At 54.5% G+C, this 20,782-nt stretch carries 24 protein-coding genes and 1 tRNA gene; 24 read left to right on the top strand and 1 reads right to left on the bottom strand.

Annotated elements, in window-relative coordinates:
• Positions 1-3 precede the first annotated feature (3 nt).
• The 7 genes from GCD22_RS14440 to GCD22_RS14410 all read left to right on the top strand — a co-directional run bounded on the left by GCD22_RS14440 (position 4) and on the right by GCD22_RS14410 (position 3,348).
• Positions 4-225, top strand: a complete 222-nt coding sequence (locus GCD22_RS14440) for a YgaP family membrane protein (protein ID WP_010637351.1) — start codon at positions 4-6, stop codon at positions 223-225.
• A 3-nt stretch (positions 226-228) separates the two neighbouring features.
• Complete coding sequence (locus tag GCD22_RS14435; protein WP_010637353.1) at positions 229-654, top strand: rhodanese-like domain-containing protein; 426 nt, start codon at positions 229-231, stop codon at positions 652-654.
• Complete coding sequence (gene grxC / locus GCD22_RS14430; protein WP_010637355.1) at positions 651-929, top strand: glutaredoxin 3; 279 nt, start codon at positions 651-653, stop codon at positions 927-929. The genes GCD22_RS14435 and grxC overlap by 4 nt, the downstream gene beginning before the upstream one ends.
• Before the next feature lie 26 nt (positions 930-955).
• Positions 956-1,390, top strand: coding sequence for a thioredoxin TrxC (gene trxC / locus GCD22_RS14425; RefSeq protein ID WP_031572233.1), 435 nt, complete (start codon positions 956-958; stop codon positions 1,388-1,390).
• Positions 1,391-1,503: 113 nt separating this feature from the next.
• A complete protein-coding gene (locus GCD22_RS14420; protein WP_031572232.1) occupies positions 1,504-2,490 on the top strand; it encodes an N-acetylmuramoyl-L-alanine amidase family protein in 987 nt (328 codons plus the stop codon).
• A 72-nt stretch (positions 2,491-2,562) separates the two neighbouring features.
• Positions 2,563-3,222: a PAQR family membrane homeostasis protein TrhA gene (gene trhA / locus GCD22_RS14415; RefSeq protein WP_031572231.1), complete on the top strand. Its 660-nt coding sequence runs from the start codon at positions 2,563-2,565 to the stop codon at positions 3,220-3,222.
• 50 nt (positions 3,223-3,272) lie between these two features.
• Positions 3,273-3,348 (top strand) — tRNA-Glu (locus GCD22_RS14410).
• A 40-nt stretch (positions 3,349-3,388) separates the two neighbouring features.
• Here GCD22_RS14410 and GCD22_RS14405 read toward each other — a convergent pair.
• The gene (locus tag GCD22_RS14405; protein ID WP_211371671.1) at positions 3,389-4,708 is read right to left on the bottom strand and encodes an HD-GYP domain-containing protein; all 1,320 of its coding nucleotides are present in this window, start codon (positions 4,706-4,708) and stop codon (positions 3,389-3,391) included.
• A gap of 238 nt (positions 4,709-4,946) precedes the next feature.
• Between GCD22_RS14405 and dapA the strand changes: the two genes are divergently transcribed.
• The 17 genes from dapA (at position 4,947) to GCD22_RS14320 (ending at position 20,737) form a co-directional block, all read left to right on the top strand.
• Complete coding sequence (dapA, locus tag GCD22_RS14400) at positions 4,947-5,822, top strand: 4-hydroxy-tetrahydrodipicolinate synthase (RefSeq protein ID WP_031572229.1); 876 nt, start codon at positions 4,947-4,949, stop codon at positions 5,820-5,822.
• A 37-nt stretch (positions 5,823-5,859) separates the two neighbouring features.
• Positions 5,860-6,984 carry an outer membrane protein assembly factor BamC gene (locus GCD22_RS14395; RefSeq protein WP_031572228.1) on the top strand — a complete coding sequence of 375 codons (1,125 nt, stop codon included), beginning with the start codon at positions 5,860-5,862 and terminating at the stop codon, positions 6,982-6,984.
• Positions 6,981-8,288, top strand: coding sequence for an adenylosuccinate lyase (purB, locus tag GCD22_RS14390; protein WP_081577711.1), 1,308 nt, complete (start codon positions 6,981-6,983; stop codon positions 8,286-8,288). The genes GCD22_RS14395 and purB overlap by 4 nt, the downstream gene beginning before the upstream one ends.
• On the top strand, positions 8,285-8,995 hold the full coding sequence (gene purC, locus GCD22_RS14385; protein ID WP_031572226.1) for a phosphoribosylaminoimidazolesuccinocarboxamide synthase: 711 nt from the start codon (positions 8,285-8,287) through the stop codon (positions 8,993-8,995). The genes purB and purC overlap by 4 nt, the downstream gene beginning before the upstream one ends.
• 46 nt (positions 8,996-9,041) lie before the next feature.
• The gene (gene purL, locus GCD22_RS14380; RefSeq protein WP_031572225.1) at positions 9,042-12,902 is read left to right on the top strand and encodes a phosphoribosylformylglycinamidine synthase; all 3,861 of its coding nucleotides are present in this window, start codon (positions 9,042-9,044) and stop codon (positions 12,900-12,902) included.
• 258 nt (positions 12,903-13,160) lie between these two features.
• Positions 13,161-14,447, top strand: a complete 1,287-nt coding sequence (locus GCD22_RS14375; protein WP_081577471.1) for a tyrosine-type recombinase/integrase — start codon at positions 13,161-13,163, stop codon at positions 14,445-14,447.
• Between the two features lie 29 nt (positions 14,448-14,476).
• Positions 14,477-14,755, top strand: a complete 279-nt coding sequence (locus GCD22_RS14370) for a type II toxin-antitoxin system RelE/ParE family toxin (RefSeq protein WP_031572222.1) — start codon at positions 14,477-14,479, stop codon at positions 14,753-14,755.
• A gap of 11 nt (positions 14,756-14,766) precedes the next feature.
• Positions 14,767-15,045: a HigA family addiction module antitoxin gene (locus GCD22_RS14365; protein WP_031572221.1), complete on the top strand. Its 279-nt coding sequence runs from the start codon at positions 14,767-14,769 to the stop codon at positions 15,043-15,045.
• Between the two features lie 102 nt (positions 15,046-15,147).
• Positions 15,148-15,972, top strand: coding sequence for a hypothetical protein (locus GCD22_RS14360; protein WP_031572220.1), 825 nt, complete (start codon positions 15,148-15,150; stop codon positions 15,970-15,972).
• 131 nt (positions 15,973-16,103) lie between these two features.
• On the top strand, positions 16,104-16,301 hold the full coding sequence (locus tag GCD22_RS14355) for a helix-turn-helix transcriptional regulator (protein WP_031572219.1): 198 nt from the start codon (positions 16,104-16,106) through the stop codon (positions 16,299-16,301).
• Entirely contained in the window at positions 16,298-16,504 is a 207-nt protein-coding gene (locus GCD22_RS14350; protein WP_031572218.1) for a hypothetical protein, read from the top strand. Before GCD22_RS14355 ends, GCD22_RS14350 begins: the two co-directional genes overlap by 4 nt.
• Positions 16,494-17,399 carry a toprim domain-containing protein gene (locus tag GCD22_RS14345; protein WP_051690593.1) on the top strand — a complete coding sequence of 302 codons (906 nt, stop codon included), beginning with the start codon at positions 16,494-16,496 and terminating at the stop codon, positions 17,397-17,399. Before GCD22_RS14350 ends, GCD22_RS14345 begins: the two co-directional genes overlap by 11 nt.
• Positions 17,344-18,675, top strand: a complete 1,332-nt coding sequence (locus tag GCD22_RS14340; protein WP_170286754.1) for an AAA family ATPase — start codon at positions 17,344-17,346, stop codon at positions 18,673-18,675. Before GCD22_RS14345 ends, GCD22_RS14340 begins: the two co-directional genes overlap by 56 nt.
• On the top strand, positions 18,662-19,096 hold the full coding sequence (locus GCD22_RS14335; RefSeq protein ID WP_031572215.1) for a TubC N-terminal docking domain-related protein: 435 nt from the start codon (positions 18,662-18,664) through the stop codon (positions 19,094-19,096). Before GCD22_RS14340 ends, GCD22_RS14335 begins: the two co-directional genes overlap by 14 nt.
• Positions 19,093-19,497 (top strand): hypothetical protein, encoded by a 405-nt coding sequence (locus GCD22_RS14330; protein ID WP_031572214.1) that lies wholly within the window; start codon positions 19,093-19,095, stop codon positions 19,495-19,497. The genes GCD22_RS14335 and GCD22_RS14330 overlap by 4 nt, the downstream gene beginning before the upstream one ends.
• A complete protein-coding gene (locus GCD22_RS14325; protein ID WP_035210464.1) occupies positions 19,494-19,883 on the top strand; it encodes a putative PDDEXK endonuclease in 390 nt (129 codons plus the stop codon). The genes GCD22_RS14330 and GCD22_RS14325 overlap by 4 nt, the downstream gene beginning before the upstream one ends.
• Positions 19,880-20,737 carry a baseplate hub protein gene (locus tag GCD22_RS14320; protein WP_031572213.1) on the top strand — a complete coding sequence of 286 codons (858 nt, stop codon included), beginning with the start codon at positions 19,880-19,882 and terminating at the stop codon, positions 20,735-20,737. Before GCD22_RS14325 ends, GCD22_RS14320 begins: the two co-directional genes overlap by 4 nt.
• The last annotated feature ends 45 nt before the right edge of the window (positions 20,738-20,782 follow it).

Raw genomic sequence — 20,782 nt, 5'->3', positions numbered from 1 at the left:
AAAATGAATACAGAACGTTGGGTACGTGTGGTTGCTGGTTTTTTTGTTCTGGTGAGTGTGGTTTTGGGTGCGCCCGCCAGCCCGATTTTCGTCAGTGAGTGGTTCCTGGCATTTACGCTCTTTGTCGGTTTCAATTTGTTGCAGAGCGGTTTCACTTGTTTCTGCCCTCTGGACAAAATTTTACTGAAGCTGGGCGTACCGGGTTCAGGGTCCTGCGGGAGATAATTCATGGAAGCCAAAATTCTCACCTTTGTCCAGGCGCAATGGCCGCTTTTACTGGCAGCAGTAGCCTTGATCATCATGATTTTTAAAGGCCCACTGACGCGCAAAGCAGCAGGAATCAGTGAGGTGGATGCGAAAACGGCGGTTCAGTTGATTAACCACGAAGAAGCTGTAGTCATTGATGTGCGCGAACAAAAGGAATGGGCTCAGGGGCATCTCCCCGGCGCCCGTCATATTCCCCTCGGGGATCTTCCCAAATACATGAAAGATTTGGAAAAACATCGTGGTCATCATGTTATTTGCCAGTGTGCCAGCGGAATGCGTTCGGCGCGGGCTGCTGCGAGCCTGAAAAAAGCGGGATTTGATAAAATCTACAGCCTCAAGGGTGGTATTAGTGCCTGGCGGGGTGCTGGATTACCGGTCGAAAAATGAAAGTAGCAGCCGAAGTGTTGATGTATGCTACGGGGACTTGCCCCTATTGCCATCGCGCAGAGGCCCTGCTGCGGAGTAAGGGCGTCAATCCACAAATTATTCGGGTGGACCACAACCCGGCTTTACGTCGGGAAATGCAGCAGCGCGCCCACGGAAGGCACACCGTACCGCAGATTTTCATTAATGGTCAGCATGTGGGTGGTTCTGATGATCTGGCGGCCCTGAATCATCGTGGGGCTCTGGACGCTCTCCTGCAGTCTGCACCCCAGGAATAGCCGGCGAGGCGGATTTGGAGGAGAAAATGAAGGGATTGATGGTAGTTTGTCCTTCCTGTGGAAGCCTGAATCGGGTGCCGCAGGAGCGTCTGGGTGACAAAGCCAAATGCGGCAAGTGTCATGCTGAAATCTTGCCCGACCACCCGGTTAATCTGGCTGCTGCAAGCTTCAATACCTACATTCAGAAAAATGAATTACCCGTATTGGTAGATTTTTGGGCCCCCTGGTGTGGTCCATGCCGCAGTATGGCCCCGCAGTTTGAGCAGGCTGGACGAACTTTGCGTGGTCGCGTGCTTTTTGCCAAGGTTAATACGGAAGAAGAACAGTCCTTGGGGGCGCGCTTCCAGATCCGCTCTATTCCCAGCATGGTTCTTTTCAAAATTGGTAAGGAATACGCGCGGGTCAGTGGTGCCATGGGCGCTGCGGATATTCAGCGCTGGCTTGCTGCTCAGGGTGTCTAGATCAGAATTCTTTCAGTAAAGGTGCAAGCCATCATTATCTGTCTTGACTTCTTTCGAATAAACACTAAATTACCTCTATAACTTGAGATTTTAAAATAAGTTGGGGGCGTGTTGTGTGTGATTCATCCAGAACTTATTCCAATCGGCGTCAATTTCTTCGGCAGTTAGTTCTGGGTGGAGCTCTGCTCGGAACCTGGAAAATGGCGGATGCGGGCAATTTCCTGCGCAGCCGATCGAAAGAACGTCCCATTGTGGTTTGCCTGGATCCCGGTCACGGGGGCCACGACCCTGGTGCGGTTGGTTTGCGTGGCACCCGGGAAAAAGACGTGGTGCTCGACGTCGGCCTTACTCTGGCCCAACGTTTGCGCGAAACTCCGGGGATACAGGTCGTCATGACCCGGCATACGGATCAATATATTCCGCTGATGTCGCGTATGCATCTGGGTTCACAACATCGGGCCGATCTGTTTATTTCCATTCATGCGGATGCTTTTCCTGACCCCGACGTACGGGGTTCCACGGTCTGGGCGTTGTCAGGGAAGGGCGCCAGTAATGCCGCAGCGCGCTGGCTGGCGAAAACCCAAAATGCAGCAGACCCCTTACTGAGCAAGTTGCCTGCAGGCAGCCCCAATCCCATGCTCAATGAAGTATTAATCAATATGACCCAGACGGCCGCCATGAATGCAGCGGCAGCGGCAGCAGATGTGATGATTCGCGGGCTGGTGGGGGTGGAAGGGCTACATAATGCGGCCGTGCAACATGCTAATTTTGTGGTGTTGCGTGCGCCTGATGTGCCTTCCATGTTGGTCGAGACCGCCTTTATTTCCAACCCGCAGGAAGAACAGCGATTGCGTGACCCGGAATTTCGTCAGACCCTTGCGCGCAGTATGTACGATGCTATTGTTGCCCACTTTGTGAAGGCACCACCTGCTGATAGCTGTTGGTCATCGGCTAATCATATTCTGGGTCATCATGAAACTCTCTCGGAAGTCGCGCGACGGTATGGCCTCAGTGTTGAAGCGCTCCGCCTCGCCAATAATCTCCCCCATGGTGAAGAGCCAGCAGGCACCCATCTGCGTGTTCCGATCATGAGTGCTTGAGATCAGGTTCTGTGCAGTTTTACGGGCAAGTGATATAACTAAGCAGTTGGCCGACAGAACCATAGGTGGACATTGCAGTATTCTCAGGCAGAACCCCAGACAGAAAGAAATCAGACGCGGCTAGAAGAGTGGATTAATGGACTCTTGCATGGCGCAGGAGCCATGGGTGCGCTGCTGATATTTATTATCTGGTTGCTGGGAGCGGTGTTGCACAGTAAGGCGCTGGCCATTGTCAGTGTTTCGGTATTTGTGACTACCATCCTGATTTTATATGCTGCATCCACCATTTATCATTTGCTGCCACAGGGACCCGCCAAACTGTTTTTTCAATGGGTGGATCGTTCGGCCATTTACCTGTTGATTGCCGGCACCTATACGCCCGTGACCCTGATGGTTTTGCACGATGTCTGGGGGATGATTCTTCTGGTGCTGGAATGGGTGCTGGCGTTGGTGGGTATTTTACTGTTGGTGTTCACCGGAAAGCGCTTTTATACCCTGTCTTTGATGCTCTATTTGCTGATGGGTTGGATGGCAGTGTTTGCGGTGCTGCCTTTGTATCGCGCCTCTCCAGGCTGGTTTTTGTGGCTGTTGCTGGGTGGTGGTGCCGCTTATACGCTGGGAGTTGTTTTCTTTCTGTTGGATCAACGTAAATACTTCCATTCGATCTGGCATATTTTTGTCATTGCCGGTACGGCTCTGCAATTCTGGGCTATCCTGCAGTTTGCGGGTTGACCTGATTATACTTGCTAATTATTCGGTGGATCCTTATAATCTGTGGCCCTGCTCCCATCGTCTAGCGGTCTAGGACACTGGCCTCTCACGTCGGTAACAGGGGTTCGAACCCCCTTGGGAGCACCAGTTACCGTCTCAGTGAAAATTATACTGGCTGATCTGCTGGCTATTGTTGCAGAAATGACCATGAAGGCAGACAGCTTCGTAACGCCATTAAACAATTTGGGTCAATGGCTTTTCCCACTTCCTGTTCCATGATTTCCAGAGTGCGGGCAACAGGTACTGCGTCGCGATAGGGTCTTTTGGCAGTGATTGCATCAAAAATGTCAGCGGTGGTGATGATTTTGGTTTCAAGGGAAATATCCTTTGCATGCAAGCCTAAGGGGTATCCCATTCCATCCAGGCGTTCATGATGGGCGCCGGCAATAGCAGCTATATCCTGAAAATGAAAAATTCTTTGCAGAACATCCTTGGTTAATCCGGCATGAATCCGAACCGCTTCCCATTCCTGATCATCCAGTTTGCCGGGTTTGTCGAGGATATGATTACTGACGCCAAGCTTTCCTACATCGTGCAATAACGCACCACGTCGCAACCAGCGTCGATGCTCTGGGGTGAACCCCATTTGTTCCGCAATTCCGTCAGTGTAAAGGCTTACCCGACGACTATGATCATGTGTATAGGGGCTTTTTATATCGACTATGGAAGCAAAAACCTCTGCAATATGATCTAATCTGTCCTCGTCAATAAATGTTCTGCAGGATACGGGTTCCAGGGCGCTGACGCGTGACTCAATCCCTTCATCCTTAAGTCCTTCCCAAAACCCATCGGTCCGATAAAGTGCCTGAAAAGCTTTTACTATCTCAGGATTAAACCAAGTTCCCTGACGTCGACGCAGCTCTTTATGGACGTCATGGCGTGATCCTGTCTTGTAGAAAATATCTATGACCTGAGAAATCAGGGCTATTTGTGAAAACAATGGAATCTGGTTGCCTTTTAAGCCTTCCGGACGCCCTTTACCGTTCCAGTGCTCGTCAAGACTCTTGATGCTTTCGGCAACCTTTGCGTTGAAACCTAATTTTAGCGCTATATTGGATCCACGTTCACAGCGGGTTTGAACCAGTTCTGTCGCCAGTTCTTCTCCTTTGCTGCCAAGATGCACAACACGACGCATTTTTCCCAGAATATCCTCATGTTGACCAACGTGACGAAACACAAATTTGGCTAGCTGCAAAAAATTCTGATTGTCTACCAGCTTGTAGTCTTTTTTGACCAGTCTTTCATCGGTGCCATAAAGCTCCCACAGACGCGCGGCGTTACTGCTGCAACCGGCGTCTTTCAGTAATACCGAGTAGTACAGGTCGGTTAAGGCAGTATCGTCAAGCCGTAATTCACGACCGATATGCATGGCAATCCAGGTGCAGCGCAAAGAATGGCCGGCTGGCTGCCCCTCGGTTAGATCCAATGCGAAGCTTATGGCACCCACAATTTCTGCGAGTGAGGCGGTTGATTCATGTTGAGCAAAGTTTTTCATAAGCTTTGTATTTTAACGGGCATCCATACTGAGGTACAGATGCATCAAGACTGTCTGGAATAGAGTGTTATGGAGTTGGTTATGACGCGGGGTCAGCCAGCCAATTGATCCCTTTGCCTTGCCAGCCCTCTGTCGGGCAAGTACCATCCCATGCAGAAATGGAACGCGTAAGAGCGGGAGCATAAAAATCATGTTTCACGGCAGTATGGTAGCTTTGGTGACGCCCATGCGCGCAGATGGCGCTGTGGACGATAAGGCATTGCGGGATTTAGTGGAGTGGCATATCAGTGAAGGCACGCATGCGCTGGTAGCTGTTGGTACCACCGGTGAATCTGCCACCTTGGAAATGAAAGAACATGTTACGGTGATTCGAAGCGTCGTTGAGCAGGTCAAGGGGCGGATACCCGTCATTGCCGGAACCGGTGCCAATGCCACCCATGAAGCCATCAGTCTGACCAAAGCGGCCATGGAAGCCAAGGCAGATGCGGCGCTTCTGGTTTCCCCCTACTATAACAAACCGACTCAGGAGGGGCTTTTTCAGCATTATACGGCTATTGCCGAGGCCTGCCATTTTCCTATGATCCTTTATAATGTGCCCGGTCGCACGGCGGGAGACATTCTCCCGGAAACTGTGGCCCGCCTGGCGCCGCGCGCCTGTGTGGTGGGTATCAAGGAAGCCAGTGGTAAAGTCGAGCGGGTGGCCGAAATCCTCCATCAGTGTGGTGATCAGGTTGAAGTGTATACCGGAGATGATGCGGCGGCCTTGGCGGCCATGTCTTTGGGGGCCAGAGGGGTCATTTCCGTGACGGCCAATGTCGCCCCGCGCCTCATGGCTGAAATGTGCAATCTGGCGCTGGCAGGGGAGTTTGTGGCCGCCAGGGCGGTAAACGCTCAGTTGCTGGGTCTGCATCGTGACTTGTTCGTAGAGTCCAATCCCATCCCGGTGAAATGGGCCTTGCAGGAAATGGGAAGAGTGGGACCGGCGTTGCGATTGCCCCTGACTCCGTTGTCCGAAATGTATCACGAGCGTCTGCGCAGCAGTTTGCACGCAGCGCATTGTCTTTGATTTTTTTCGCGCTCTGTCGCGTTTAGTGGGGTTTTGCATGCGCCGTTATGTTGCTCTTGCCGTGGTTGCCAGTCTGGGTTTGGGAGGGTGTTCGTATATTCCTTTCCTGCATACAAGTACGGGTCCGAAGTATGAAGATTCGCAGGTGATGAAACCCTTGGCCGTTCCGCCGGACCTGCTGGCGCAGGTCCCGGCGCCGGGAGTGACTATTCCAGGAGGACCTGTAAATCCTGCTAGCGTGTCGGATAGCACCATGGGCGGATATGGGGTTTTCCAGCCGCGTGAAGCGCCCGGCCAAATGCCCATAGAAGAAAAACCGTTGGCCGGGGTCAGTTCGCAAATTGTCGGTAGCGGTGCAGATCTGAGCCTGACGACGCAGGCCAAACCTGAGCAGATATGGGCTGCAGTCAAGGAAACCCTGGCAGCCAGCAAGACCCCTATCGAAAAATTTGCGCCGGAGCAGGGTGAACTGGTGACTGGCTGGCATAATTTCCGTACCGGTATTTCGGCCTTTTTCGGCAATACCCTGGCGCCTTCACATCGTGAACGCTATGCTTTTCATTTGCAGACCGCCACCGATGGTAATCAGGTTTTAAGTATCCAGCAGGAGCGTTACTGGAATAACCCCCAGGGCAGTTCGGTGGAATGGAAAAAAGTCCCTGCCGATGCCGATCATAATCGCGACTTGCTGCAGGCTGTGCAGAAGCGTCTGAGCCAGTCGGTGCTGCTGGCAGAAATGCCCAAAATCAAGGTGACGCGCTATCGGGATGATGGTGGTCCTTATCTGGTTCTGAATGCGGTTCCTGCCAAAGCCCAACCAGCCGTTGAGGTGGCCCTGCAAGGCCTGGGTTATCCAGTTCGCAGCGAAGGAATGGGGGATTGGTCGGTGATGATTCATGAAGGCGGTAAGCAGGCCCGGCAAAAGCAGGGTTTTGTGGGCGGGATTCTGAACCGTACCTGGGACAGCATCAAGGCTATCTGGAGCAGCCCGAAAGATCAGGAGCCGGTTTCGGTGCGGGTCCGCCTGCTGGCCATGAAAAACAACTCCGGTAGCGTTCTGGAAACCGAGCCGGGGGTGGGTAAAACAGCACCCAAGTGGTCGGTGGAACTGCTCAACAAGTTGCAGACGGCCCTGACCCCGCAATCCGGGGGTAATGCATGATTGAGCGTTATACGCGCCCGGAAATGGGTGCCTTATGGACTCAGGACGCTAAATATCAGGCGTGGCTGGATGTCGAGCTGGCCGCCTGTCGCGCTCTGGCTGCGCGTGGCGAGATCCCGGCCGAGGCCCTGGCAGAAATTGCAGCAAAGGCGGCTTTTGACAGTGCCCGCATTGCTGAAATCGAGCTGGAAGTGAAGCATGACGTCATTGCATTTTTGACCTCCGTGGCAGAATTTGTGGGGCCTTCCAGTCGCTTTATTCACGTGGGACTCACTTCCTCAGATGTGGTGGATACGGGGTTCGGCTTGCAGCTCAAGCGCTCCGGTGAACTGCTCCTGAAAGGCATGGAGCGGGTTTGTGCCGCGCTGGAGCAACTCGCCTGGAAATACAAGGATACGGTCATGATGGGCCGTTCTCACGGCATTCATGCCGAGCCCATTACTTTTGGTCTGAAAGTGGCGGTCTGGTATGCCGAGGCGCAGCGTAATCACCAGCGTCTGCAGCGTGCCATTGCGGCAGTTTCTGCGGGAATGCTGTCCGGAGCGGTGGGTACTTTTGCCAATATCGACCCGGACATAGAAGAAGCGGTTTGCCGGGAGTTGGGCCTCAGCCCGGAGCTGGCCAGCACCCAGGTGATCTCCCGTGATCGTCATGCCGAGTTTTTCAATACTCTCGCCATCATCGCCGGTTCCATCGAGAAAATCGCGGTGGAAATCCGGCATCTGCAGCGTACGGAAGTCCTGGAAGCCGAAGAACCGTTTACAGCAGGGCAGAAGGGCAGTTCCGCCATGCCGCACAAGCGCAATCCCATTCTTTCCGAAAATCTTACCGGCTTGGCGCGCCTGCTGCGCGGCTATGCCAGCATGGCGCTGGAAGACATTGCCCTCTGGCATGAGCGGGATATTTCCCATTCCAGTGTGGAGCGGGTTATTGGCCCGGATGCCTGCATTGTCATGGATTTCATGTTCCACCGGGCCAGTGGGTTGCTGGAAAAACTGGTGGTTTATCCTCAGCATATGATGGATAACCTGAATAAAATGCATGGTCTGATTTTCTCTCAACGGGTATTGCTGGCTTTGACGGCCAAGGGCATGTTGCGGGAAAGCGCTTACCGTGTCGTCCAGCGCAATGCCATGCAGGTTTGGGAAAATAATGCCGATTTCAAGGCGCTGCTGGCTGCGGATCCAGATGTTTCGCAGTATCTGCAGGAAAATGACCTGGCAGAATTGTTTGATCTTGCTTACCACACCCGCAACATTGATCGCATCTTTGCGCGGGTCTTTCCGAAAGGACAGCCGCAATGAGTGAACGTCAGGCGTTGTACGAAGGTAAGGCCAAAATTGTTTATGCCAGCAGCATGGAAGATGAGCTGATTCTGCACTTCAAGGATGACACTTCGGCTTTTGATGGAGAAAAAGTCGAGCAGCTTGCCCGCAAGGGCGAGGTCAATAATGCTTTCAATGCTTTTATCATGGAGTACCTGCAATCCGAGGGCGTGCCGACCCATTTTATCCGGCGTCTGGATGCGCGCGAAAGTCTGGTGCGCCGCCTGGAAATGATTCTGGTGGAATGCGTGGTTCGCAATCGTGCTGCAGGCTCTTTAACGAAGCGACTGGGTATTGAGGAAGGACGGATACTGGAACCCCCGACTCTGGAGTTTTTTCTGAAAAATGACGCCTTGCATGATCCCATGATCAACACCGCACATATTCGCACCTTTGGTTGGGCCAGTGCAGAAGAGGTGGAAGCCATGCGGCGCTGGACCATGCGCGTAAATACGTTATTGAAGGCTTTGTTTGCCAAAGCCAACCTGATTCTGGTGGATTTCAAGCTGGAATTTGGACGTTTTCACGGCGAATTATATCTGGGTGATGAATTCAGCCCCGACGGTTGTCGATTATGGGATGCCCAAAGTCTGGAAAAAATGGATAAGGATCGCTTCCGGCGTAATCTCGGCGGGGTGGTGGAAGCCTATCTGGAAGTAGCCCAACGTCTGGGTGTGCCCCTTTAAGTTTATTATCGGTTCCAGGTCTGATTTTTAAGCGAGGAAACACTTCATGCTGCTGCTGCGCGGCTCTGCGGCCCTTTCTGCCTTTCGTCTGCAACATCTGCTGAAACTCCTGCAAGAAGCGGACCTTCCGGTTGCTTATCTGAATGCGCGCTTTGTGCATCTGCTTGACCTGAGTGAAGCCCTCAACGCCGAACAAACTGGTGTGGTCACCGCTCTGCTGCACTATGGAACGCCATTTACCGAAGAGTCCCAGGATGGAATTCAGGAAATTTGCGTGTTGCCGCGCCTGGGTACCATTTCTCCCTGGTCGAGCAAAGCCAGCGAAATTTTCCGGCATTGCGGGCTTGGCAACGTCCGCAGGGTCGAGCGCGGTGTGTCCTATACGCTGATGCGTGCCGGAGTGGGTATTTTCAGCACGACAGAAATGGAGCAAATCCGTCGGCAGCTTCATGATCCCATGACCGAATCTGTGCTTTCTGACTGGTATGCAGCCGAGGCCATTTTCAAGCACCCCGAGCCGGCACATTTGCGGCGGGTGGCGCTGCAGGCAGAGGGCATGACGGCCTTGACTGAAGCCAATCGCAGCATGGGACTGGCGTTGTCTCCTGCTGAACTGGATTACCTGAAGGATTATTTTTCAGATTTGGGCCGAGATCCCAGTGATGCCGAACTGATGATGTTTGCCCAGGCGAATTCCGAGCATTGTCGCCATAAGGTATTTAACGCCCACTACCATCTGGATGGCGAAAATCAGTCCCAGAGTCTGTTTGGCATGATCCGTGAAACCCATCGCCTGAATCCGCAAGGCACTTTATCTGCCTACAAGGACAACGCAGCAGTCATGGCGAGTATCATGACCAGTCAGCCCTTTGCCGTGGCTGCCGACGGTCAGTATCGGCCAACGGAAGAAAACACCGCCATTTTGATGAAGGTGGAAACCCACAATCATCCAACGGCCATTTCTCCCTTTCCGGGCGCGGCCACGGGCAGTGGTGGGGAAATTCGGGATGAAGGGGCCACGGGGCGGGGCGGCAAACCCAAGGCGGGTCTGACCGGGTTCTCGGTATCTCATCTGCGTATTCCGGGTTATACCCAGTCCTGGGAACAGCCTTTTTATGGAAAGCCGGCGCGGATTCGTTCCGCTCTGGAAATCATGCGCGGTGGACCGCTGGGTGCGGCTGCTTTCAACAATGAATTTGGACGTCCGGCCATTGCCGGTTATTTCCGGGTTTTTGAGTGTGATCACGATGGGGTGCATCGCGGTTACCACAAGCCCATCATGCTGGCCGGAGGGTTGGGGCAAATCCGCCCGCAGATGGTGGAAAAACAGCCTTTGCCGATCGGCGCGAAAGTGTTGGTGATTGGTGGTCCGGCTATGCTCATCGGTCTGGGTGGCGGTGCCGCTTCCAGTGTGGCCAGCGGATCGGGCGATGAACAACTGGATTTTGCCTCGGTGCAACGGGGTAATCCTGAAATGCAACGGCGGGCCCAGGAAGTGATTGAACGCTGCGTGGCTTTGGGCCAGGATTCCCCCATCCTCTCCATTCATGATGTGGGTGCCGGTGGATTATCCAACGCCGTTCCCGAGTTATTACATGATGGGGGTCGGGGCGGGCGCTTGCAGTTGCGCACGATACCTAATGAAGAACCCGCCATGTCGCCCATGCAAATCTGGAGTAATGAAGCGCAGGAGCGCTATGTGTTGGCGGTTACTCCAGAGGATTTGCCGCGCTTTGAGGCCATTTGTCAGCGTGAGCGTTGCCCCTACGCCGTACTGGGTGAGGCTGTGGAAGAAGATGTCCTTCTGGTCGAAGATGCGCTCCTGCAGGATACTCCTGTAGATATGGCACTCAGCGCGCTACTGGGTTGTCCGCCGCGCATGGAAAGAAATAGCCGGCATCAAATGGTTCAGACCCAATCTCTGGACCTGTCTGGAACGGTTTTGCGCGATGCTGCCTATGCGGTGCTCCGTCATCCCTCGGTAGCCAGTAAGGAGTTTCTGATTACCATTGGCGACCGGAGCGTGGGGGGCCTGATTCACCGCGATCAGATGGTCGGTCCCTGGCAGGTGCCGGTTGCTGACTGTGGAGTGACTGCAGCAGATTTCTGGAATACCCACGGTGAGGCGATGGCCATTGGCGAAAGGGCGCCAGTGGCAGTTCTGAACCCTGTGGCCAGCGCGCGCCTGGCCATTGCTGAAGCACTGACCAATCTCTGGGCGGCAGATGTGCGGGTACTGGATAACATCAAGCTCTCGGCCAACTGGATGGCGGCAGTGGATCATCCCGGCGAAGATGCAGCTCTCTTTGATGCCGTCAAGGCAGCAGCCCTGGAAGTTTGTCCTGCCCTGGATCTGGCCATTCCGGTGGGAAAAGACTCCTTGTCCATGCGCACGCTCTGGCAGGAAGAAGGGCAGGACAAAGCGGTCGTCTCTCCTCTTTCCCTGATTATTACGGCTTTTACGCCCGTGCAGGATCTGCGCAAGACCTGGACGCCCCAGTGGGCGGCCCAGGAAGAGACGGATTTATGGCTGGTTGATTTAGGACAGGGCCGTCTGGGGGCTTCTATCCTCGCCCAGACAGTGGGGCAAATGGGCGCGGAAACGCCGGACATGGATCAGCCTGAACTGTTGCGTAAACTTTTTGCGGCGCTATGCAGCTTGCGTGAACAGGAACTCGTGCTCGCCTATCATGACCGTGCCGATGGCGGGCTGTGGGCTACGCTGTGTGAAATGTCATTTGCGAGTCGTTGCGGAGCGGATATGGTGCTGCCTGCCGGGGCCGATGTCTGGTCTTTCCTGTTTGCGGAGGAGCCGGGCGTATTGCTTCAGGTAGCGGCCAAAGATCGGGAAACCGTGCGGGGCATTTTTGCGGAAAAGGATCTGGACACCCGGGCTCAGTGCCTTGGTACCGTGCATGTCGGGCATTGGCAGCTGCGGGTACTGCAGGGTGAACAGGTATTACTGAACGAACCCATTGCGGAGTTGCTGCAGGCATGGACTGAAAACAGCTATCAGATGGCGTCGTTGCGTGACGATCCGCAATGCGCCAAAGAAGCATTTGCTGCCGCGACCGCAATGGAAGCTCCGCTTTTCTCCCGTGTTCCCTTCAGTCCGCAGATGCCCATGATTCAGCAGGGTGTGCAGCCCAAAGTGGCCATTTTGCGTGAGCAGGGCGTCAATGGTCAGGTTGAAATGGCGGCTGCTTTTCACCGTGCCGGATTCACGGCTGTGGATGTCCACATGAGTGATCTGACTAGTGGACGTTATCGCCTCAATGATTTTCAGGCATTGGCAGCTTGTGGCGGCTTTTCTTATGGCGATGTGCTGGGTGCCGGGGCTGGTTGGGCCAAGTCCATTCTGTTTCATTCGGCATTGCTGGACCAGTTTGCGGCGTTTTTTGCAGATGAATCGCGCCTGGCCCTGGGTGTCTGCAATGGCTGCCAGATGATGGCTGAATTGCGGGAAATCATTCCCGGAGCCGGGCATTGGCCATTATTTACCCGCAATCGTTCTGAGCAATTTGAAGCCCGCCTGGCCATGGTGGAAGTGCTGGACTCTCCTTCCCTGTGGTTTAGCGGGATGGCCGGAACCTATGCACCGATTGTCATCGCCCATGGCGAAGGCCGTGCCCACTTTGACAGTACCACCGAAGGGTCTCCTGCACCGGTCACCATGCGTTACGTGGACGCCATGGGGCAAGTGGCACGTCACTATCCGGCCAACCCCAACGGATCGCCGGAAGGGATCACCGGGCTCTGCAATGAAGATGGTCGGGTTGCCATTTTGATGCCGCATCCCGAGCGGGTCGTGCGTAGCCTGCAAATGAGCTGGGCACCAGCAGATTGGGGCGAATTGACGCCGTGGATGCAGATATTCACCAATGCCCGCAAAGTGCTGGGATCCTGATGTAAATAAAAACAAAGGCACTTGGCCGCATGTGCCAAGTGCCTGTTTTAATTGGTCGGGGCGATAGGATTCGAACCTACGACATCCTGCTCCCAAAGCAGGCGATATGCAGTTCTATTGGGTCCCATGCTGTTTTTCTCAAAAGTACGTTATCAATAAAAACAGTCGCTTAATGTTTACAGTGGTTCCATGATGTCCTATGCTGTCCCAATCCAAGTGTAACCGGTAGTGTAACCGGTAAATTGAAAGGGGGCTGATATGGCCGAGAAACTGCTCAATGACAAACAGGTGCAAAACATCAAACCCGAAAAGCGGGAAATGATTTATCGGGATGGTGGCGGTTTGGAGCTCCGTGTATATCCTTCTGGTGGGAAAATCTGGCAGCTTCGCTATCAGTGCGACGGCAAACGCCGGATCATGCGAGTAGGTGAGTATCCGCATGTATCATTGAAGGATGCCCGAAAAAAAGCAGATAAAGCCCACGAGCAGCTAGATAGTGGCGTGGACCCTCAGGTTTATGCTGAAGAACAGGAACGCGCCAAGCAGGAAGCCGCGCGTATTGCCAAGATGGAGCAGGCCGCCCGCAAGACGTTTGCGGATGTATTCGCAGAATGGGATGTAGCGAAGCTATCCAAGCGCAAGGATGGCCCCGATTTGCTCCGAGCTATGCAGAAAGACGTGATCCCGAAAGTGGGCGACATAGAGATAGCCAAAGTTACCCGCGCTGATTTGCTGGTGTGCCTGGATACCGTATCCGCACGAGCGCCAAGAATGGCTAACAGGCTGCTGACAACGCTTAAAACATTCTACAAGTGGGCGCAGTTGCGAGAGATCGTCAGCGTTGATCCTCTGGCCCCCGTTCAGGCTGCTGACGTAGGCGGCAAGCTGGAAAGCCGTGACCGGGTCCTGGCTGACGATGAGATCGTGGACCTGATCCGAAAGTTACCTGTCAGTGGATTGTCTGTCAGTGTGCAAGCTGTTCTGCTGATCGTGCTTTCCACCGGATGCCGCCTGGGGGAGATATGCAGCGCAGAGTGGGCGCATGTAAACGGCAACGTCTGGACCATCCCGGCTGAAAACGCCAAGAACAAAAAGGAACACCGTATCACTCTGTCAGGGTTCGCGCTGGCGCAGTTCTCGGTACTTCAGGAAATCCGGGAAGGCGTCTGGTGTGTCCCGTCACCTAAAAAGATTGGAGATCATCAGACACGGCTTTCCATTGGAACCGCCATCTATGACCGTCAGACGCAAAAGGCCCAACGGCAGGGCAGGACGGCAGCAACCGACGCCCTTACCCTGAATGGTGGCCGATGGACCGCGCACGACCTACGCCGCACATGCGCCAGCGGTATGCAGGAACTCGGTATCATGCCCGCCGTCATCGATGCCGTTTTGAATCACAAAGAATCGAAAGGCGTCACTAAGATTTATCAACGATATGATTATTCAAAAGAAGCCGCCGATGCCTGGGCGAAGTGGGGAAGGCACCTGGCTGGATTACGCGCAACGGCTACGGGTGACAATGTTGTGATGATTACTGGCTAAAGCTATACTGTCACCCATAAGGTTACGATATGATACAGAGATTCAGGCACAAGGGTTTGCGCCAGTTTTATGAAACAGGCAGTAAAGCGGGAATCATTGCTGATCATGCCAAGCGGTTGAGCCTGCTGCTGGTCCGTCTGGACGCCGCAAGGCAGCCGCAGGATATGGACTTGCCGGGTACACGTCTGCACCCGCTCAAGGGCGATATGGACGGCTTCTGGGCTGTTTGGGTTTCAGGAAACTGGCGTCTGACTTTTTGTTTTACTGGATCAGATGCTGATGACGTTGATTATGTGGATTATCACTAGGAGCTAATACCATGATGCACAACCCTCCGCATCCCGGCGAAGTGATCCGGGAACTCTGCATTGACCCTTTAGGGCTGAGTGTCACTGATGCCGCGCAAGCCCTGGGCGTCACCCGCAAGGCTTTATCTGAATTGCTGAATGGGCATACCGGAATCAGCCCCGCAATGGCCGTGCGCCTTTCTCTGGCATTTGGTGGCAGTGCTGAATCATGGCTCACCCAGCAAGCGCAATATGACCTGTGGAAAGTCCGACAGAACCCGCCAGAAGTGAAGCGCCTGCAAATGGCGTGACCTTTTAAGCCATGCCCTAGGGTAGCTCCCGAAAAGCCGGAACCTTCACCGGCTTGAGCATGGCACCTATTCCCGAAGGAGGCGCAGAGAAGGAGCGCATGAATGACCAGCAAACGCGGCAGGAAGCCCGTCATTCCGACCAGTGCGGCGATACCGGAGCAACTCCAGAGGGCCTTCGAGATCATTGTGGCGTACGACTCTTCCCAGCGGCTACAATTCGGGCACCCCGATGACCTGATTCGCGCGATTCGGGATGCACCGACGCTGGAAGAACAGAACAGGCTAAAAAGAGCATGGGCCGACCAGCCAGCCCCAACGATAGAGGGGTGTCCACCGACCGGGCTTCCGGCATTGGATCGCGCCCTGCCTTATGTTATTGGCGGAATCAACCATGCAAGAGTTTTGCCTCTCTACCTGATAAGCGTCATCAAGGATGATAGTGACCTGGGGGAATATGCCCGCCGAGAGAATGCTCTAAGAGCAGTCAAGGATGGCATGGATAAGGCAGTCGAGTTGCTCAAGGGTGTCAGGCAGGAACATATGGCGGCTATAGTCGCCAAGCTGGCAGAGATCGTCCCTCTCGGCGTAGCGCATCACCTGGAGATCGAGACAAATCAGGCACCCGGCAAGCTGGACCCGAAGCAGCTTGAGGCATTTGCTACGCTTAATGAAGTTGACCCGCGCGATAACTGGCCGCTGACTCCGGTCCAGAAGCACGCATACGGTCAGAGCAGAGGGGCATCGGTTTTCCGCACTTTGGATCGGTACATATCAAAGGGCGCCCCCAAACAGACGCGCATCATTATAGACCTGGCGGCGCTGGCGGGCATCACCATCAAGCCAAACGAGATCACGGCGTGGCGGAAATCAGACAATACCGAGATCACAAGCGGGTGCCTTAAGCGCCAATTCCGAGAGATTACCTGAGCACCACTACGGCGGCCATTGTGCCGCTTTTTTTATCCCCGCGTGAATTGTTTGCAAACCTTGCGGCGATGTTCGGTAGCATAAATTAGACCGGATTAAATGGCACTTGTCGTTCACAAGAGGCTTATCCCATGAAATCCGAAGAGCAGATACAACCCCGAGCACTACGCGCTACCGGCGCAGCCGCCTATTGCGGGATGTCCCGCAGCACTTACCTAAAACTGGTGTCTGAAAAGAAAGCACCACAACCCCGGCGGCTTGGCCCCGGTGTGGTTATTTGGGATCGTGTTGAACTTGATCAATGGATAGAAACAGGGGAACGCGCATGAAAAAGGCCGCCCCACTTCCGCAGAACGACCAGTACAACGCACCCAACTATTCTACCACCGCACGCGGGCGTCGCGCCATCTCATCACTATGGAACGCCGGACGGCTTATCTCAGGCGCACAGCTAAGTGACGACGATCTGGCCTTGATCGGTGAGATGCTGACCGAAATTAGCAGCATGGTGGGGGTGGCTCATGCAAAATGATCCAATCACTCAATTTCGCCAAGCTCTTGCAGATGCGGGCGTTATTCTGGCCCTACACAGCCCGATCATTGCTGATGGTGCATTACATCGCGCCCCTCTCGTTACTGACCGCCCAGGCCAAAAGACGGCGTGGTATCGCCTGCATCTTGACAGCCCTATTGCTGGCGCCGGTGGCGATTGGCGACAAGGGCTTTCCGTTCGCTGGAGTATGAAAAGTCAATCAGCGTTGACCAACAAAGAGCGCGAAATGCTTCAGCATCGCATCGAGCGCGAGCGAGCAGAAAGGCAGGCGGATCTTGAAGCTCAACACAAAGAAGCTGCAAAGCGGGCGCTCTGGATCTGGAATCATGCCAGTTCAGCCAAAGCCGATCATGAGTATCTTCGCCGGAAGCAAATCCACCCTGGTATCGCCCGGCAACGTGATGATCTTTTGCTTTTGCCTATCACTGGCTTTGATGGCGATTTACGCGGCATCCAGACGATCGCCGAAGACGGTAGTAAACGCTTCACAAGAGGCATGGCAAAAATGGACGCGTTTATCCGTGTTGATGCCATGCCTGCACAGGACCGGCAAATGATCGTTTGCGAGGGCTGGGCCACTGCTTCCAGTGTCGCAGAGCTTTCACCAGGCGCGTGTGTCATTGCTGCACTGGATGCTGGAAACCTTATGCATGTGGGCACAGAGGCACGGAAGCGGTTCCCCCGCATCGATCTGGTCATTGCTGCCGATGCTGATCCGGTGGGTATGGAAAAAGCAAAAGCTGCGGCCATAGCCGCCAATGGAAAGTGGATTTGGCCGAAGTTCCCGAAGGATGCGCCAGCTGGCCTATCAGATTTTAATGACTGGATCGTCTGGAGGCGCAGTCAGCGCAGGGATGGCTCCAATGCTGGATGATACCGACTGGACAGGCGATGTTCCCTTTTCCTATGGCGAAGATGAACCAGAACCCACTCAGGAGCCAACTGCTGGCGCTGTTGATGTTCTGCCGGAACCACAACCACCGCGCCCGCCGTTACTGCGTCACGTCAGAGAACTGCTGACTAATCCGCCTGCTGTCCGTTGGTTGATCCGCGACATTGTGGAAGCGGACACACTGGCGCTGCTATATGGGCAGCCGGGAGCAGGTAAATCGTTCTGCGCTCTCAGCATGGCGGCATCCATCGCCTGCGGTTCTGACTGGTACGGGCACCGCGTCACCCAAGGCCCAGCCGTTTATATCTTGGGCGAAGGTGGCGGGGGTGTATCTCGACGCCTGCGAGCATGGCACCTGACAAACCCAGACGCGAGACTGCCAGACGCGCCGCTGTTCATCTCCCGCCGCATTGTGCCCCTTGGCGAATCTGAAGCGGTTGCAGAGATTACGGCCGCCATACAGGAAGCAGGAGCAGGCACCCCGTCCGTGGTGTTTATCGACACTCTGGCGCGTGCTGCTGCTGGGCTGGATGAAAACAGCGCCCGCGACATGGGCGAACTGGTACAGGCTTGCGACAAAATCCGCGAGCAATACAAGTGCAGTGTGATCCTCGTTCACCATGCCGGACACAATCAGGATCGGGCACGCGGTAGTTCAGCGATTAAGGCCGCACTGGATGCTGAATTGTCACTCACCCAGTCCGAAGGCGTTATTACCCTATCGAGTAGCAAGGCCAAGGAATCCGAAGGGTTCAAACCCTTGACGTTCAAACTGGCGAGCGTGGACACGCAATGGCTGGATGAAGATGACGAGCGGATTTATTCGGCAGTGCTGGAAGAATGTGAGCCACCAGAGCAGGCCGAGCAACTGGGGAAAAATCAGACGTTATGCCTTGGAGTGTTGCGGGAGATGCACGAAAACAGGCGAACGAACCTTGAAAGCGGGAGCCGTTCATCAGATGACGCCAAGGTGACACTTGCAGAGTGGCGAGAAGGGACAGGCTTAATCCGTCAAAGATTTAATGAAACCAAATCAGCCCTAATAAAACGTGGACTTGTAACAGTCTCAGGCAATTTTGTAAGGGTATCGGAAGGGCGAACGAACGCGAACGAAAGCGAACGAAATGTTACGAATCGTTCGGGGGAACCAGAGCGAACGGAACGTAACGGGGGGGTATGTAATACCCCCGTCCGTTCGTTCGTTCGTTCCCGGACGGATGCACCAGACGACGAAGGGGAAAATTATGAAGAGTTCTAACCCTTCCCTTTTGGTGGCAGAACTCAGGGCGGCAGGACTCACCCTATCCGCTCATGGTGGAAAGCTGAAAGCCGGGCCTGCTGACTTGCTTACCGATGAAGTGCGCCAGAGCATCAAAGACCGTCGCACCGAGATTCTTTCCATATTGGCGGCAGAATCGACGCCAGCCGTTAATACCATCCCAGCCACTCCGATGCAGCACAGCGCAGCTATGGCCCCGCAATCGGAGTTCTCCACCCCTGACGTCATGGCCGAAACCCTGCTGACCACCATGCGGCAGATTGGTTTGCGTGTCCGGTTGACCGCGCAAGGTGAATTGCGAATCGGGCCATCAGACATGCTCTGGCCTTACGACCGAGAATTTATTGAAGAACTGAAACCGCATTTAGTCGTTTTACTGAAGCAGGAGCAAAAACTATGAATACCGATACATTCCCGAATATGGTCACCGTCTTGCTCTCGAAAGCGCAGGACATGCTGGGCCAGCGTCTACCCAAGGACGCGGGCATCCATCTTCCGTACTGCTGGCATGACGTACCTGGCACCACTGAGATGATTCTGCTGAACAGGTCGTATAAACCAGTTGGTAATAACAGCGGGGGTAAAACATGGCTCGATTATGCAGACTTCCCCGAACTCTTGGCCCCGCGTGCAGTGATACATGGCATTGGTGGGATGCGCCGTAACCAGAGCTTTCCAGAGGATCCACGGCAATGGTTTTACAACGACCTTACAGCCCCACAGCGAGGCCCGGTGGTGTACAAGCAACGGCTGGCGGATTTGATACAGGCCAATCTCGACGCTTTGCAGGTGGCATCATGAGTGCATCCCAACGATCAAAGGGTCAACGTGGAGAGCGTGAACTGTTTCATCTGCTGACCGATCACCTGGGCGTCACTGTAACGCGCAATCTGGATCAGGTCTGGCAGGGTGGCGCCGATTCTCTGGACATACCGAACTGGGCTATCGAGGTCAAACGCCAGGAAGCCCTCAGCATTGCATCTTGGTGGGCTCAGGCGCAGCGGCAGGCAGAAAGGACCGGACGTAAGCCTGCCCTGTTTTATCGTCAGAGTCGAAAGCCCTGGCGCGTGGTCATGGATCTGCACCACATCGCGCCGGAGATTTTTACCACTGCAGGCAGTTTGTGCGAGATGGCCTTGTGCGATGCCTGTACTGTCATTCGTGAATCGTTAGGGGGTGCATTATGAGTTTCGGTGAACGGGAAATACGGGTCACGATTGAGTATTACAAGACCAAGCAGGTTATGACGTTTTCAGGGCTTCGGGTTCAGCTTTCTCTTGAGGCGATGCCCAGTGAGGCAGGCGGAAGTCTGGCTATTCGGATATTTGGGCTGAAGCTCAACGTCATCAACGAGCTGCTGGCGATCAGTAACGTGGCCGCATCTGCTATCAGCAAGAACCTGCTGAATGTAGAAGTGGGCCTATCCGGAAGCCCCATGTCCCGCATCTTCAGTGGCGCGATCATGCACGCATGGGGTGACTTCAGCAGTCAGCCGGATGTGAGCCTGGTCATCAACGCCAGCGTACAGGGCATTGCCGGGCTGACCGCTCCCCCGCCCTACAGCTACAAAGGATCGGTCCCTGCCGCCACGGTCATGCAGTATTTTGCCACGCAAGCAGGCTGGGCTTTCAAGAATAACGGAGTCACCACGATCCTGAATAACCCGGCCTTCAGGGGCAGCTTGCGTGACCAGTACCACAGTTGCGCGAAACAAGGAAACTTTCACGTGGTGATAGAGGACGGGACGATGATTATTTATCCCAAGGGATTGACGGTCGACGCATTGGGCTCAACCTCGATGCCGATTCTGAAGCCTAATGCGGGGCTGGTGGGATACCCGACCTTTACGCAGCAGGGGATCACCGTCCGGTCTATTTTCCTGCCCGGCATGTATCCCAGCAGTCCGTTTCAGGTACAGGATAGCCAGATCAGCGCCGCTAATCGGACCTGGCTGACGAGTAAAGTCATTCATCTTCTCGAAAGCCAGACACCGGGCGGGGCATGGTTTACCGAACTGGAGGCTTACGCAAATGTTCAGTAACGACCATATCCATAACATTGCTGGCTCTGCGGCAAACCTGCCCAG

The organism is Acidithiobacillus thiooxidans ATCC 19377 (assembly GCF_009662475.1).
Taxonomy (GTDB): Bacteria; Pseudomonadota; Gammaproteobacteria; order Acidithiobacillales; family Acidithiobacillaceae; genus Acidithiobacillus; species Acidithiobacillus thiooxidans.
The sequence above is the reverse complement of the archived record's forward strand: the minus strand, read 5'-3'. Positions and strand labels throughout refer to the sequence as shown.

Excerpts from the sequence above, each read along its gene's own strand:
- GCD22_RS14330 (WP_031572214.1), top strand. The coding sequence starts at position 19,093 with ATGAATACCGATACATTCCCGAATATGGTCACCGTCTTGCTCTCGAAA.
- GCD22_RS14375 (WP_081577471.1), top strand. The coding sequence starts at position 13,161 with ATGGCCGAGAAACTGCTCAATGACAAACAGGTGCAAAACATCAAACCC.
- GCD22_RS14335 (WP_031572215.1), top strand. The coding sequence starts at position 18,662 with ATGAAGAGTTCTAACCCTTCCCTTTTGGTGGCAGAACTCAGGGCGGCA.
- GCD22_RS14320 (WP_031572213.1), top strand. The coding sequence starts at position 19,880 with ATGAGTTTCGGTGAACGGGAAATACGGGTCACGATTGAGTATTACAAG.
- purB (WP_081577711.1), top strand. The coding sequence starts at position 6,981 with ATGATTGAGCGTTATACGCGCCCGGAAATGGGTGCCTTATGGACTCAG.
- GCD22_RS14440 (WP_010637351.1), top strand. The coding sequence starts at position 4 with ATGAATACAGAACGTTGGGTACGTGTGGTTGCTGGTTTTTTTGTTCTG.
- GCD22_RS14435 (WP_010637353.1), top strand. The coding sequence starts at position 229 with ATGGAAGCCAAAATTCTCACCTTTGTCCAGGCGCAATGGCCGCTTTTA.
- GCD22_RS14395 (WP_031572228.1), top strand. The coding sequence starts at position 5,860 with ATGCGCCGTTATGTTGCTCTTGCCGTGGTTGCCAGTCTGGGTTTGGGA.
- GCD22_RS14325 (WP_035210464.1), top strand. The coding sequence starts at position 19,494 with ATGAGTGCATCCCAACGATCAAAGGGTCAACGTGGAGAGCGTGAACTG.
- GCD22_RS14345 (WP_051690593.1), top strand. The coding sequence starts at position 16,494 with ATGCAAAATGATCCAATCACTCAATTTCGCCAAGCTCTTGCAGATGCG.
- grxC (WP_010637355.1), top strand. The coding sequence starts at position 651 with ATGAAAGTAGCAGCCGAAGTGTTGATGTATGCTACGGGGACTTGCCCC.
- dapA (WP_031572229.1), top strand. The coding sequence starts at position 4,947 with ATGTTTCACGGCAGTATGGTAGCTTTGGTGACGCCCATGCGCGCAGAT.
- trxC (WP_031572233.1), top strand. The coding sequence starts at position 956 with ATGAAGGGATTGATGGTAGTTTGTCCTTCCTGTGGAAGCCTGAATCGG.
- GCD22_RS14370 (WP_031572222.1), top strand. The coding sequence starts at position 14,477 with ATGATACAGAGATTCAGGCACAAGGGTTTGCGCCAGTTTTATGAAACA.
- GCD22_RS14365 (WP_031572221.1), top strand. The coding sequence starts at position 14,767 with ATGATGCACAACCCTCCGCATCCCGGCGAAGTGATCCGGGAACTCTGC.
- GCD22_RS14350 (WP_031572218.1), top strand. The coding sequence starts at position 16,298 with ATGAAAAAGGCCGCCCCACTTCCGCAGAACGACCAGTACAACGCACCC.
- purC (WP_031572226.1), top strand. The coding sequence starts at position 8,285 with ATGAGTGAACGTCAGGCGTTGTACGAAGGTAAGGCCAAAATTGTTTAT.
- GCD22_RS14355 (WP_031572219.1), top strand. The coding sequence starts at position 16,104 with ATGAAATCCGAAGAGCAGATACAACCCCGAGCACTACGCGCTACCGGC.
- purL (WP_031572225.1), top strand. The coding sequence starts at position 9,042 with ATGCTGCTGCTGCGCGGCTCTGCGGCCCTTTCTGCCTTTCGTCTGCAA.
- GCD22_RS14340 (WP_170286754.1), top strand. The coding sequence starts at position 17,344 with ATGACTGGATCGTCTGGAGGCGCAGTCAGCGCAGGGATGGCTCCAATG.
- GCD22_RS14360 (WP_031572220.1), top strand. The coding sequence starts at position 15,148 with ATGACCAGCAAACGCGGCAGGAAGCCCGTCATTCCGACCAGTGCGGCG.